This window comes from Fumia xinanensis (assembly GCF_014384905.1).
GTDB classification, from domain to species: Bacteria; Bacillota; Clostridia; order Oscillospirales; family Ruminococcaceae; genus Fumia; species Fumia xinanensis.
In genome coordinates, this window is sequence record NZ_JACRSV010000003.1 from 1 (window position 1) to 14748 (window position 14748).

At 45.6% G+C, this 14748-nt stretch carries 9 protein-coding genes and 3 tRNA genes; 1 reads left to right on the top strand and 11 read right to left on the bottom strand.

What is annotated here, in order from left to right; all coding sequences use genetic code 11:
- Positions 1 to 883: 883 nt before the first annotated feature.
- From H8710_RS09650 to H8710_RS09665, 4 genes are all read right to left on the bottom strand, one after another.
- Complete coding sequence (locus H8710_RS09650) at positions 884 to 3160, bottom strand: hypothetical protein (RefSeq protein WP_249295332.1); 2277 nt, start codon at positions 3158 to 3160, stop codon at positions 884 to 886.
- Positions 3161 to 3773: 613 nt separating this feature from the next.
- Positions 3774 to 3849: transfer RNA gene (locus tag H8710_RS09655), tRNA-Gly, on the bottom strand.
- 5 nt (positions 3850 to 3854) lie between these two features.
- Positions 3855 to 3930, bottom strand: a tRNA-Phe gene (locus H8710_RS09660).
- 41 nt (positions 3931 to 3971) lie between these two features.
- Positions 3972 to 4048, bottom strand: a tRNA-Asp gene (locus tag H8710_RS09665).
- Between the two features lie 230 nt (positions 4049 to 4278).
- Between H8710_RS09665 and H8710_RS09670 the strand changes: the two genes are divergently transcribed.
- Positions 4279 to 4566 (top strand): hypothetical protein, encoded by a 288-nt coding sequence (locus tag H8710_RS09670; protein WP_249295333.1) that lies wholly within the window; start codon positions 4279 to 4281, stop codon positions 4564 to 4566.
- 79 nt (positions 4567 to 4645) lie between these two features.
- Here the strand turns inward: H8710_RS09670 and H8710_RS09675 are convergent, their stop codons facing one another.
- The 7 genes from H8710_RS09675 to H8710_RS09705 all read right to left on the bottom strand — a co-directional run bounded on the left by H8710_RS09675 (position 4646) and on the right by H8710_RS09705 (position 14671).
- Complete coding sequence (locus H8710_RS09675; RefSeq protein WP_346727105.1) at positions 4646 to 6181, bottom strand: YifB family Mg chelatase-like AAA ATPase; 1536 nt, start codon at positions 6179 to 6181, stop codon at positions 4646 to 4648.
- A gap of 95 nt (positions 6182 to 6276) precedes the next feature.
- Positions 6277 to 7845, bottom strand: coding sequence for a ribonuclease Y (rny, locus tag H8710_RS09680; protein WP_249295334.1), 1569 nt, complete (start codon positions 7843 to 7845; stop codon positions 6277 to 6279).
- 440 nt (positions 7846 to 8285) lie between these two features.
- Entirely contained in the window at positions 8286 to 9416 is a 1131-nt protein-coding gene (locus H8710_RS09685; RefSeq protein ID WP_249295335.1) for a DHHW family protein, read from the bottom strand.
- Positions 9417 to 9428: 12 nt separating this feature from the next.
- Positions 9429 to 10739, bottom strand: coding sequence for an MBOAT family O-acyltransferase (locus tag H8710_RS09690; RefSeq protein WP_346727106.1), 1311 nt, complete (start codon positions 10737 to 10739; stop codon positions 9429 to 9431).
- 109 nt (positions 10740 to 10848) lie between these two features.
- On the bottom strand, positions 10849 to 11433 hold the full coding sequence (locus tag H8710_RS09695) for a ribonuclease M5 (RefSeq protein ID WP_249295337.1): 585 nt from the start codon (positions 11431 to 11433) through the stop codon (positions 10849 to 10851).
- 18 nt (positions 11434 to 11451) lie between these two features.
- Complete coding sequence (holA, locus tag H8710_RS09700; protein ID WP_249295338.1) at positions 11452 to 12501, bottom strand: DNA polymerase III subunit delta; 1050 nt, start codon at positions 12499 to 12501, stop codon at positions 11452 to 11454.
- 1 nt (position 12502) lies between these two features.
- Positions 12503 to 14671 (bottom strand): ComEC/Rec2 family competence protein, encoded by a 2169-nt coding sequence (locus H8710_RS09705; protein WP_346727107.1) that lies wholly within the window; start codon positions 14669 to 14671, stop codon positions 12503 to 12505.
- Positions 14672 to 14748: the final 77 nt, after the last annotated feature.

Below are 14748 nucleotides of genomic sequence, written 5' to 3' on the forward strand. Positions count from 1 at the left end.
TCTCGGCCGGTTCAGTCCCTTCCCTTTAGGCGCCTCTTCCCTTTGCATCCCCCGCCTCCGCCGGACATGCCCTCTTCCGAAGCCTTTCTATTATATCATCTCTCTTCCCCTATGTCAAGAGGGTTTCTGCACTTTTTTAGAAATGTTTTGCAGAACCGAGAGCTTGCCGCTATCCTCTCCGCCGCTTCTTCCTGGCCTTCAAGTGACAGCTTGTCTATATTACCACACCCTTCCCCCTTTGTCAACACCGTTCTCCCTCTTTCTTCCCTTTTCAGCATTCTTTATGGTTTATGTTTCAATTTTATCTTTTTTCAGTCTACTTTGACACTTTTAACTTATGTTTTCGTAATATCTTTTATGCCTTACAAATATATTAGAATTTTAATTTTACCTTTAAAATAGATTTGTCTTGGTTGCCTCTATTTAACTAAATTATACTTTTGTACGATTGTTTAGCGCCTTGTGACCAAAGTTGACTTTACCCATTAGGAGTTTATCAGCAAATTTATATGGTATTCTGCAATTTGTTCTTTATTTTATCTGTGCCGTTTCCCATAAAGCACCACTCTGCTACTGTACTCATTGTATTTTTCATTGTTTAAATACTATTTATATATTTAAATTTCAATTTTTGACGGTAGCTCTACTGATATACACAGCTAAGATAGCTCCTCTGTAACTTTTGCTTCCAACCACATAGCCAAGGCAAAACTTCGCATATTATCGTGCAATTTTTTTCCGCCAAACGCTTTTCTTGAATATTTATTAATGTATTTATGCAATTTAGGGGCATTTAAGGCAATCCCATATCATACTTATATATTTCCTTTACATAAAAAAAGAGACCTCCAAGGAGGTCTCTTTTAACTACTAATCTAAACGATTAAGCAATCCAAGCGCCATTTGCATCTACTTTGTAGCCGCCGATGGTGGTATTTGCAGCCATCGCACCACTGTTGTAGAAGTAGTAGCATTTACCGTTGATCCAGTTCCAACCAGTTACCATAGCTCCAGAAGAGGAGAGGTAGTACCAGTTGTTGTCAACTTTTTCCCAGCCAGTCTTCATAGCATTGTTGCCTTTGAAGAAGTACCATTTGCCGTCAACTTTAGCCCAGCCAACTGCCAGACCGCCGTTTTCGTTAGCCCAGTACCATTTGCCGTCTCTCTGGAACCATTCGCTGACTTTCAGAGAACCGTCGTCATTGAACATGAACCAAGTAGCACCAATTTTGTACCAGTCGCCTTTGTAGTTTTCAGCGCCTTCGCCATAGTACCATTTGCCATCAACTTTGTTCCAACCCTGAGGATTGTTAAAGTTTACGATAGCTTCTTTCAGGTCAGCAATAGCACCTTCAACTTCGGAGATAACTGCTTTGTCTTTGCCGGAGATACCGATTCTGGAATAAACATCAGCAGCATCGTCAGAAGCTTCTCTCAAAGCGGCAACCTGAGCACCAGTCTGAGTAGAAACATTAGCAATCAGTTTGTCAGCTTCTTTGATGGTGTCTTTCAGTTCATCTTTAGTAGCAGAAGGAACAGATTTAGCGGAGCTCTTAATGTCGGTCAAAGCAGTATCCAAACTGTTGGTTACGCGATCGAGTTCAGAAGAGGAAGGATTAGCTTTAGCAAGGGTCTTTTCAGCAGAATCCAGAGCATTTACAAAAGTGGTCCATTTTCTGGAAGAGGTGTTGAAGTCAGACTCCTGGAAGCCAGCTGCTTTGTCAACGAGGCCCTGCAGTTTAACAATGCGCCACTCGTCAACAGAGTTAGTAGCAGTCAAAGCGTCAACAGCTTCATTCAAGTCTTCCAAAGCTTTGTCGAGCTGGCTCTGTTTTACGTTGCCGTTGCTGTTTCTAGCATCGTAGTACAGTTTAGAAGCCCAAGAATAAGCGGAGTACTCGTCAACAACAGGGTTGCTGCTGGAGTTGGATTTAAAGGTATCAACTGCGAAATTGTTCCACTCATCAGAGTAGCCATTTCTTACTTTAAAGTCGGATTTCTGATACAGGTAGTTGCCGCCGACGCCTACATAACCATTGCCCTGTGGGGGTGCTTTTTCAATGTAGGAAACTTTGGTCTTGCCGTTTGCATCAGCATACAGGGACATCAAAGCAGTCTGCATAGCAGAGTAATCTACAGCTTTCGCGCTAACAGCGTCAGCATTTTTCAGATACTTCAGAGCTTTTTCCCAGTCGTTGACAGTTACTGCTTTCTCAGCAGCAGCTTCAGCTTTTTCAACATAGGACTGAACGTCTCTCCAAGCAGAAGCGGTGTAGTCGCTTTCTTCATACTCATTGATCTGAGAAAGGAGTTCATAGTAGTCGTCCATAGCGTTGGTGGTGTCAGCAAAGGAAACTTCGTCGATAACTCTGGTGTACTCTTTGTTAATGTAAACAATTCTGGAAGTCGCAGAGCTGTTGATAACAGACTCGTTTCTGCCCAGGTTGTAAACAGCAGTAATCAAAGGATACACATTGTAGTCAGCAGCATCCTGAGGATCAAACTGAGTCATGTCAGGAATCGGGTTTTTGTTGCTGTCGTAGGTCATGTACTGACGAACATTGTTAGAGTTCAGTTTTGCATCATTGATGGCAGACCAACGAACATTGGAAGTACCACCGCTGAGTACGTTGACCTCAGGAGAGGTGCGGTAAGCTTCTTTCCAGTAGCTAAACAGTCTTTCGATAGAGTAGCTGCCGTTTGTCTGAGGGTTCTTCAACTGATTAACGTAATCTTTGAAATCGTTCAAAGCAGACTCATAAGCATCATCGTTCTCTACGTTTTTATCCAAAGCGTAGTCATACATGTAGATCATGCCATATCTGTTATCAGCAGCGCCCTGTCCAGACCAAGCTTTCCAAGCTTCGTAGCTCTGGGGAGCACCGGAAGGAGTGTCACCCAAAACGATGTGCTGAGCAAAGTTCAACAGATCCTGTCTCTCGGTGATCTCGTAGGTTTTGGTTTCTGCAACGTTACCGTCTTTGTCTGCAACAGGCTGGCTAACAGTAATTTTGTTAGCAGAGATGGTAACAGAAGTAGCGTTGTAGTCGTTCAAAAACGCAGTTTCATCCATGTAGTCAATGGCAGAAGCGGAAAGGCTAGAGCCAAACATGGAAAACGCAGTGGTCGCAGCCAAAGCAAGCGCCAAAATCTTTTTCATGTGTTTTCATCCTCCAAAATAATGTATTTGTCAAACGCCCCGAGGTAATTATGTCTGCAACTTGAAGCCACAAACATCAAAGCCACGGATTTTTGTGACAACCGTTTTCCAGAAAACCTTTACTTCTGAAATTGTTGGGGAAATTTCATCCATAAACATATTCCCAGATACTAGGTTCTGCTCCGATTATAGCAAATAAGATTGCGGTTGTAAAGAGGGTTTTTGAAAAAAAACGAAATAAACGCGATTTTTGTTCAAAACGTTATCTTTTATGGTGACTTTCCACAAAGTTGCAAATTCGATGCAACAGATGCCTTTCTTTTTGACACAGGGGGTACCCCGCTGTCAGAAGTAAGGCCGGAACGTCTCCGCCGCAGCTATTATCGGAACAACTTGCCGCAGTTATGAGTATAGCACGTGAGTCCTAAAAAGTAAAGAAGAAATTAAAGGGAATTATCCTTCCGTATTTATGAAACGTATAAAAAACAAAAAAGTTCAATTTTATTTATCCACATTTAATTTGAACAAAAGAAAACCGCAGGGTCAGCACGAACCTGCGGTTAAGGGACAAGCCCTTGAGTATAACCTATTTCTGGGCGTTTGAATAGGATAATGGAGCGGATTACGAGGCTCGAACTCGCTACCTCCACCTTGGCAAGGTGGCGCTCTACCAGATGAGCTAAATCCGCATATATGGTGCCTCCGGTCGGAATCGAACCAACGACACGGGGATTTTCAGTCCCCTGCTCTACCGACTGAGCTACAGAGGCATACCGCCCAGGACCCCCAGTCAAAGAAAAGAGGGACAAAATGGCGACCCGCATGGGGCTCGAACCCACGACCTCTAGCGTGACAGGCTAGCGCTCTAACCAACTGAGCTAGCGGGCCAAATCATCCTGGAATCGTGGCATGTTGTGAGACGGGTGCCGCATTCCTGAAATCAGCTGAACGCTTTGACGATATGTTCAGCAACAGGTAAAATTATACATGATTCCACAAATATTGTCAAGAGCTTTCCACTAAAAATTCTGATTCTGTAAAAATTAACATTTTCTGCCTTTACACAAGGTTTCTTTTATGTTAACATATTATAATATCAAAATCAAGGAGGAAAATAGATGCCTAATAATGAACTTTTCTTTTTATATAAAGGACGTCCCCTCGTTCGCAGCGGAAAAACTATTTACTATGGGGATATGAACGCCCCCTACGTGGTTATGATGCAGATTCACTCCCAAAAAGCGTTCGAGGACCTTCCGCTTTCAGAGAACATTTCGCTTCAGATGATGTCTACAGATCTGACCTTACCGCCCGATAAGCTTATATTAAAGAAGGCGGAAAAACAAGGGCTGTACCAGGCATTGGATATTGCAAGCGTATGGCTGGACCGTCTCAGCAGATCATAAGATCAAACCGCTCCCAGATTGGGAGCGGTTTTTTATTTGCCGGATTTGCACCTTTTCAGGTAAAAAGCAGAAATACTCCTTAATTATTGTGCTGCCAGTATTTCCTGTCGAGGCTGCGGTATTGCAGCGCCTCTGAAATGTGTGTAAGCTCAATCCTATCGCATCCATCCAGATCCGCAATGGTTCTCGCAACCTTCAAAATCCGGTCGTAGCCTCTAGCGCTCATCCCCATTTTTTCAAATGCGTTTTTTAAGGCCTTCATTCCCTGTTCGCTCACCTGGCAAAATTCCCGCAGCATGTGGGGCGTTAAATTTGCGTTGCAAAGAATCGACGTCCCCTCATATCGCTTTCTTTGAATTTTTCTCGCTTCATCTACCCTCTTTTTAATAGAAGAAGAGGGTTCCGCTTTCTTTCCCGCTGACAGGTGCTGAAATTCCACCGGCGCTACTTCGATATGAAGATCCAACCGATCCAACAGCGGGCCGCTGACCTTATTAAGATACTGGGATACTTTAAATGGCGAGCAATTACAAGCTCGGGTTGGATGCCCGAAATAACCGCAGGGACAGGGGTTCATCGCCGCAATTACCATCATATTGCAGGGATAGGACAGCGTTCCGTTAACTCTGGAGATAGTCACCGTCCCCTCTTCGATGGGTTGCCGCAGAATTTCCATGGCCGGGCGTGAAAATTCTGGGAGCTCGTCCAGAAAAAGAACCCCGTTATGAGCCAAAGAAATTTCGCCGGGCCTGGGAATCGCCCCGCCGCCGGACAGCCCCGCCGGAGATACAGTGTGATGAGGCGCCCGAAAAGGCCGCACAGTCACAAGCGGCTCCTCTTCCGTCAAAAACCCCGCAATGGAATGGATTTTCGTCGTTTCTATGGCTTCTGCAAAAGTCATGTCCGGCAAGATCGAAGGAATCCGTTTGGCCAGCATGCTTTTGCCAGAGCCGGGCGGTCCAATTAGTAAAGCGTTGTGTCCGCCGGCCGCCGCAATTTCCAGCGCCCGTTTGGCAAACTCCTGCCCCATTACATCCGCCATATCTGCATCTGACACGCAGCTCGACGGAGCAAAGCACATCGGTTCAGCGGGAGAAAGAGGTCGAAGGTCTTCCAAAAAATCCACCACATCCTGTACCCTGTGGACCGGATACACCTCAATTCCCTGTACAACGCTTCCTTCCCGGCCGTTTTCCGCGGGTACAAAAACTCGTTTAAGTCCTGCTTCCTTTGCTTCGATGACCATAGGCAGGACGCCCTGCACCCGGCGAACCGTTCCATCCAGCGCCACCTCGCCGATGAACATGCTTCCGGTAAAATCCGCCTCGGTTTGGCCGCTGGCGGCTAAAAGCGCCAAGAAAATGGGTAAATCATACATAGGGCCTGCCTTTTTCAGATCTGCTGGGGCCAAGTTAACCGTTATCTTTTTGACAGGCACTTCGTACCCGCAATTTTTCAAGGCGGCTCGCACCCGATCTCGGCTTTCTTTTACCGCAGCGTCGGGCAGGCCAACGATATCAAAGGACGGCATTCCTCGCATCAGGTCGATTTCTACATCCACAAGATAAGCGTTCATGCCAAAAAGTCCTGCACTGACAAGCCTGGTATACATCATCTACCTCCGAACAGTCATTCTTAAAATTTCTATAAAAAAGGGGCAGAGTATCCTCTGCCCCTTTTTTCATGCGGGACGTCGCCCAACATTATAATTTATTTTGCGAAATCGATCGCTCTGCTCTCCCGCAATAGATTAATTTTAATCTGTCCGGGATATTCCAGCTCGTTTTCCACCCGATTTGCAATTTCTCTTGCAATAAGTACCATATCATCGTCCTTAACCACTTCTGGTTTGACGATAATTCTGATCTCGCGGCCAGCCTGGATCGCATAACATTTTTCCACGCCGTCAAAGGAACTGGCAATTTCCTCCAGTTTCTCAAGCCGCTTAATGTAGTTTTCCAGGTTCTCCCTTCTGGCGCCGGGCCGTGCGGCCGAAACAGCGTCTGCCGCCTGAACCAAAGCAGCGATGACGGTTTTGGTTTCCACATCGCCGTGATGAGCTTCAATGGCGTGAAGAATTTGAGAATTTTCTTTATACTTGCGGCATACGTCAACACCAATCTGGACATGAGAGCCCTCAATCTCGTGATTCAGCGCCTTGCCGATATCGTGGAGTAAGCCCGCGCGTTTGGCCATAGTCACATCAACGCCTAGCTCAGCCGCCATAATACCGGCCAGATGTGCCACTTCAATCGAGTGGTTAAGCACGTTCTGCCCATATGAAGTCCTGTATCTTAAACGGCCCAGGAGTTTTACCAGTTCGTGGTGCAAACCGTGAACATTGGTTTCCATCATGGCGCGTTCGCCTTCAGCTTTAATCTTCTGCTCTACTTCCCGCTTTGACTTTTCCACAGTTTCTTCAATTCTAGCGGGATGGATTCTTCCATCCGAAATCAGTTTCTCAAGAGAGAGCCTTGCGATTTCCCTTCTAACGGGATCAAAACAGGAAAGGGTTATTGCCTCCGGGGTATCGTCGATAATGAGGTCAACTCCTGTCAGGGTTTCCAAGGCCCTGATATTGCGGCCCTCACGACCAATAATGCGCCCCTTCATCTCATCGTTGGGCAGGTTAACCACCGAGACAGTAGCTTCGCTGACGTGATCTGCCGAACATCTGGAAATGGCAAGGGATAAAAGGTCTCTGGCTTTATCTTCGGCTTCGTCTTTCAACTGTTGCTCGTAATTTGAAATTTTCAAAGCTTTCTCATGTGCCAATTCGCTTTCCAAGGCATCCAATAACTGGTCTTTTGCCTGAGAAGCGGTCAATCCGGAAATGCGTTCCAACTGGTCGATCTGGCTCTTTTTAATTTTCTCCGCCTCCGCCAGCTGCTCCTCCGCCGCTTGATGTTTTTGCTGGATAATTTCCTCTTTTTTCTCCAAGTTGTCTATTTTCCGGTCAAGAGTCTCCTCCTTCTGCTGGATTCTCCTTTCCTGCCGGGTCACTTCGCTGCGTCTGTCTTTAATGTCCTTATCTGCCTCAGCACGCATCCTGTGAATTTCTTCTTTCGCCTCTACTACGATTTCTTTTTCCTTAGCTTTTGCGTTCTTATGGGCATCGTTAATGATCTTAAGTGCCTGTTCTTCGGCATTGCCAATTTCAGTTTCAGCAACTTTCTTCCTATATGCAATTCCTATTTTAAAGAAAATAAGACCAACTATGATTGCAGTAACCACAAAAGTAATACAGCAGTAGAGAATTATACTGCCGATATCGTTCATTCTTTCACATTTCCTCCTTCTTCTAATTTTATTTTCAAGTTTCAAAAAATAGTATCATTGCGGGTATGAAATAACCGCAAATTGCCTGACAAAACAGGCATAGGCAATCCGCATGCGAATTGCAACTATTTTTACAATTTGCTTTTTAAAAGGCCGATGCCATATAAACCCATATTTAATGGATTTAACCGCATAAGATTTGGTTTAAAGAAAGCAAACTATAAAAAACAATTTTGACCCACAGCAACAATGTGTCAAAAGGTGAGAATATTGCACAGAAAACAACCTATTCTCACTCTTATTATTTTATCTCTGTAAAGGCATTCTGTCAAGAACTTTATCATGGCAAAGTAAAATTTCTAAAACTCTTTTTGTCTTCTACGTATTACCCCTCCCTTTTTGCATAAATGGCAAACCAGCCGGAAAACTCCAGCTGGTTTTTATTTTGGAATATTCACTTTCTGTACATCGTTGTCAATGGCGAAATCTTTAAAATTATAACAAAAAAGCACTTGTTGGTAATCGCCCAAATCAATCCAGTTCTCAAAGGATTTGGTAAGATATCGCAGGTCAACCAAGGTTATTTTACTGTAATGCAGCGCCAAAAAAGGCACCAACGAGTGGCTGTAGGAGTCTTTGAATATCAGCAGTTTGCTATCGTTTTCGGCATCGGTATGGATAGTAACAATAGGCTGATTCTTTCCTAAAAAAACCGAATACTGGTCTTTCTGCTCTAAATATTCCCGAAAATAGATATCGTCTGCTTCTGTCCACTCTTTTCCATCAAAAATATCCACTTTTCGGACATGGGAACCGTTTCCATAAGTGTACAGGTCAACACTATCCGGTTCTATCCGATCGTAAATGATTTTGTTGTAAAGGGAACCGCGGAACTGATGGCTTGCATGCTCCACGTTAAACCGTTCCGCTGGTATCGGCGTATATCCCAGCTGCTTCGATGCTGCACTGTAACCCAGGTAAGCGCCAAAAGAAGTCCAATGATGGTCGGAACGGTAAAAAGTCAGCTTTTGGGCATTGGACATCAGCGAAGAATAGGCGTCGATGGTAGCAATCTGCTTCGTCTGTCCGTAAATCCTGTCGATCTGCTCTTTTTGCACGACTCCCGGCGCACCGTTAGGAAGCATATCCCTATAAATTTCCGCCGCTGTGGGAATCAGCATCAGAGAAGTGGAGCCTTCGAACCGCTTCGCAAAAGTGTTCATCTCTTTGACAGATTTTCGGATGTTTTCCGAATCAATTTGGTCTACCTTTTCAATAAGGCGGTCCTTTAAAACAAAAATGCCGTTTATTTCTTTTAGCCCGGAAAGATGCTCAAGATGGGTTTTCATTCCAATCCAGGACGTACGCAGGGGAAAATGGTCAGCCGCATACACATCGACCTCATCCATAAAACTTTTATTCGTGATCGCTTCCAGCGATAGCTCCGGAAAATCCGCTAAATACCGGTTTTCCTCCTGAGAAAACTCCTGTTTCGGCAGCAGAAATATCAGCAGCGGAATGAGAGCCAGCAGGAAGAAAAACAGAACAATGGTTATCTTTTGATATTTCATCCTCAGCCTCCCTTAAAACCTAAAATATAAAAATGAATTGTAGGTTGCGTTGACCAAATAGGCAGTGCACACTGCCATCAGCAAAATGACAGAAACAGGAAGCAAGGCCTGCGCCCTTGCGGGCCAGCGATTTGAAAACTGGCTGTAAACCTTTTTACCCCAGCTGCCCGAAGCAAAGATACAAAGGAGAAACAATAAAAAATATGAGCGCAAAAGATATATCGACCGGCTATCGGCAAAACCCGCTCCTCCAAACATAGCCTGGAGGTATCTCCCTACATCTCCCAGGGTCTCCATCTCAAAGAGTACCCAGCTGAATACCACCAGCACAAAAGTATAAAGCTGCCGCACAAAAGAGGGAAGTTTGTTTAAGATTTTTCCGTATACAAATCTCTCCAAGACCAGGAGCACCCCAAAGTACAGCCCCCAACATACAAAATTCCAACTGGCTCCATGCCAAAAGCCAGTCAGCACCCATACAATTAAAAGATTACGAATGGTTCTTACCGTTCCACTCCGGTTTCCACCCAGTGGTATGTAAAGGTATTCTTTAAACCAGGTGCTCAAAGTAATGTGCCACCTGCGCCAAAAATCAGTGATGGATTTGGCAGTATAAGGCAGATTGAAATTTTGGGGGAAATGGAAGCCCAGCATTTTGCCTATCCCACAAGCCATATCAGAATACCCGGAAAAATCGAAGTATATCTGGAAAGCAAACGCTAAAATTCCGAGCCACGCTGTGGCGGCAGGAACAGCATCAATAGGCATTTCCCTGACCTGAGCCCACAAAAGCCCGATGTTGTTGGCCAGCAAGAGCTTTTTTGCCAGGCCCCTTGTGAACAATCCAATACCATCCGCCGTCTCCCCCACCGTGATGCTCCGGCTCTCCAGTTCCTTAGACACATCCTGATACCGCACGATGGGCCCAGCCACAATCTGTGGAAACATGGTAACGTAAGCACCAAAATTAATAAAATTTTTCTGTACCTTGATTTGCCGCCGGTAAAGGTCAATGGTGTACGACATACTCTGAAAAGTGAAGAAGGAAATACCGATGGGAAGTGGAAGCTGCGGATCCGGTATCCCACCGTGAAACAAAGCGTTTATGTTGTCGATAATAAATGAACTGTATTTAAAAACTGCCAGCAACCCCAAATTCATGGCAACAGAACAAATCAGCAAAATTTTCCTTCTTTTTTCGTCATCATTCCAGAAGTCCATCAGTCGCCCCGCTGTATAATCAATCAGGGTGGACAAAATCATAATAAAAACATAAACCGGCTCTCCCCAGGCGTAAAAGACGAGCCCGGATACAAATAGCACCCAGTTTTTCGCCTTTGCCGGAACTAAATAATATACCAAAAGGGTGATCGGAAGAAAAATGTACAAAAAGGTAATACTGGAAAAGACCACTGGGTTCCCTCCTATAGGATTACTCTATTGTCTGGAGCACTTCCAAGAACTCTTCTTTTGAAAAAAGAGTGTTTAATACTGGGAGCAATGCCTTTGTACTCATCCTCTCGGGGAAATTAAGCTTCTGCAAAAGCTCCTGCCGCTTAGCGCAAGCTCCATCAGTTCCCGACAGTCCCCATAAAAACAGATCCGCTTTGGTTATTTCTTCTCTGCGGCCATTTGTCTTTTCCGCCGTCACTCCCGCTTTTTCAAAACACTGGCGGAGGGTCTGTAAATCGATTCCCTCCACTCCCAACTTCCCCTCTTTGGAGGGCGCTGCTTTGCGTCGCTCTTTTCCATAAACGTCGGGGATGTAGACGTGGATAAGCTCCCCCTCCGGAATAGCGGAGCGAATATAATTACGGATCTTGAATCCTGCCGCGTCGGAATCCGTGAGAATGATAAGACCCGTTTTTTGGGCCAATACCCGCAGCATCTCCAATTTGTCCTTATCCTTAAATATCGTAAAGCCGTTTGTCTCGATAATCGTCCCGTCAATCAGAGCAGAAAGCTTGATTTTATCATACTTTCCTTCGACGATCACCGGCTGTTTGCATATAATCAATCTGTTCCCGCCTTTTCATCACGACCGCTGTACATTTATTACCTGTAAGATAGAAGAGAGGACCTTTTCGACCGCTATGCGACCATCTGTCCGGCTGGTTTTGAGTCCAATGTCCGCTTCAGCCAAAATCTCCAGGCAGCTCCTCAGTGTTTTCACTGAGTACCGAGGTACGTCCCGAAAAGCGTTGCGCATCCTAAATTCTTTCCCCTTATAGGCAAATATTTCGCAGACATCCTGCACCGATTTAGAAGCAAGGGTTGCCGTTTTCGCCCGGTACAGATCAACAAATGTCATGTTGAGCACCGCCAGAATTGCCAACGGCTCCTGCCGGCATAAAAACAGCTCATCCAAAATGGCAAACGCCCTATTAAAGTTATTTTGCATCATCGCCTTGGACAAATCGAACACGGATGCCTCCAAGCTGATTCCCGCTACGGTCTCAATATCCTTTTTCGTGATTTCAGTCTGTGGCCTGTAGGCTGTTAGCTTGTCAATTTCTACTGTCAGTTGTTCTAAGGAAGTGCCGCATCGCTCGACGAGATAGGAAGCTGCCGGCGATTCAATGGTGGAGCCTGCTTTAGCGGCCCGCTGTTTGATTATCTTTATAAGTTCACTCCCCGTTTTGGGACAAAAATCCACCGTCACGCCACTTTTGGCCGCCGCTTCTCCCAACTTGCGTACCTTGGCGCTCTTCTTGGGATTTAAGTCATAGGCGTTAACAAAGATAATAAACACTGTCGTAGGATTCGGATCCTGCACCATCTCCATCAATTCTTCAAAATCCGCTTTGGTCAGCTTTTCAATATTAGGATTTTTTAAAACGACGCATTTTCTCTGGGCCATCAGCGGAAGGGCCTCTGTTTCTACACGGAGGGATACCATATCCAATGCTGCCCCGTCAAACAGCTGAAGATTAAAACTTTCTGTCCCCTTCGGGACTGCCTTGCCAATGAGTTTTTTGAGATACCCCTGCGATAGAAAGGTCTCCTTTCCGTAGAGGAAATACACCGGCTCGATTTGATTTTCACGAATGCACTTTCCCAGCTCAATATCGGACAAAAACGGCATTTTATTTCCCCCTTATAGTCATCTTCCCATTTTTGGCTACCCGCACCACCACGGTTTCTCCCCGGTCCACTGACTCAAAATTAGCCTGTTCCAACTTTTCAATGGACTCTGCTGTTATTATATCATATTTTGGCTCCAATGTGTCGCCTTTTTGTCCTCTTTCCAAAAGCCATTCCTTACCGTCCTGCAAAACACCAAGCGCTCCGTCTGCGTCGATAAAAAATTCCTGTCCGTTGCCACTGAGAACCATTCGAGGCGTTTCCCCTTCTCCCACTTTCAGTGAAATTCCGTCCAGCACCTCCCAATTGGAGGCGGATAATGTCATTAAATTGCTGTGGGGCAAATCATAAGCGGCGGAAAGATAGTTCCCCTCTTCTGGTGCCAAAATCACCACCGGTTCCGAAAGCTTCACAAGTCTTGCAACACCGCCTGCATACCGGGCTTTGTTTTGGGGTATAACGAGCATCTCAAAGTCATAAATTCCGATAGAGCGCATGTAATACACCGTTTTCTGCGCCACTGCGCCGCCGCATCCAATAACGAGTGCCTTCCCGTTTTGGGACACGACGATGCTGCCAGAACCACCGCTTTTGAGGGCTGTAATCTGGAGTGTATTGTGACTGCTAATAAAGTGAGTCGCCATTCCAATTGTCAGAAGCGCCACGCTGACCCCCGCAATCCATTTTTTGTTTTTTCGAAGCCTTTTCGCAGCCATCAATATGAGAATCAGCAGAGCAGTGCCAAAAAGCCAGATGGACACATAGGGAAGGTTTAACGGAAGGATGGCAAAAGGTGCTTTTCCAAGCATCTCGGTAAAGGAAACCATAACTTTCAGCAACACACCGCCCATCTGACCAGTAAATGCGCCGACTGCCCCGCCCGCGATGGCGGAGACCGCTCCCAGAATCATGACGCAGGGTACCATAGGCAAAACGAGAAGGTTCGCAATGGGCGACAGCAGTGAAGTGTATCCGTTGAACAGCATCATTATAGGAATCAGAAAAACTGCCACTGCACTTGATGAGCAGAGGATTGACACGAAATACTGAAGCAATCCGTTTTGGATGCAAAATTTTTGTAGCACCGCCTTGGTCCAACAGGGAGACACTGCACAAAGGGCACATACCGAAACGACGGACATTAGAAATCCTCCGTGATAGACAATGGATGGATCTAATATACAAAAAAATAAAACCACGCCACCCAAGGTGTTGATGGGGCTGTAATCCCGTACAATATGCCGGGTGAGCATCAAAGTCGCTGCCATAACAAGAGCCCTGACTGCTGATACCTTTCCGCCCGTCAGGATAACGAAAAAAATCATTGCCGAAAGGCCCATAATGTCGGAAAAAAACCGTTTTCCAAAGACAAGCTGAAACAGCCCGGTAATCAATGCGCCGATCAGGGTGATATGTAGGCCGGAAACACATAAAATATGAGAAATCCCCGTCAAATTAAAACTGTCATAGAGCCCCGCATCCATTTGGCTGGAATCCCCCAGCAGCATGGCGATCAAAATCGAGTCGTAGGGAGAAGGCACCGCCCGCTTAATATTGACCTTGAGGCGGAAGACCAAATCTTCCATCCATTGCTCGTCGGGAGGCGCCTCTGTGAGAAGCATCTGAGTTCCTGCCGCCATCCATCCTGTCACCTGGGCTCCTCTTCCTAATTGTGAGCGGCTGGGTATATTGCGAAAACCGGTGACGCTGCAGGCAATTCGTTCCCCCACGTGGAAATCGGCATCAGCGGTTCCGTACAGCAAAATCTTCATTTTTTGTGACATCCCCCCGACGCCGATTTTTTCGGTTTTTACGAGATAGCTCCGGGTTTGTCCGTTGCTGGAAAAAGTCTCTTCTACCGTTCCCGTCACTTTTACGGAAGTCATAGGAAACTTAGCCGATTCATGGGCCCAATAAACTCTTTGTGCCGTATTGACCAACGCTCCTATAAGCACCATAAATAACGCGACGCACATAACTGCCCGGTTAAGGTTAAAACCACGAAGTAAACAAAAAATAAGAAACCCGGCGAAAACCATCCCCGCCAGTATAATGGCAAATACAGTGTAACCAAAAGGGAGAAGGGACATAATGAGCAGTGCGCCGCCAAAACTGAAACCAACCACTGCCACCGGCTGATAAATTTTTATATTGCCCCCTCCTTTCCCCATATTTTGGTAAAACCAATTTTATTATACTGGAACCGGAATAGAAAGAAAAGAGGTTGAATGACAAATTTCTTTAGAAA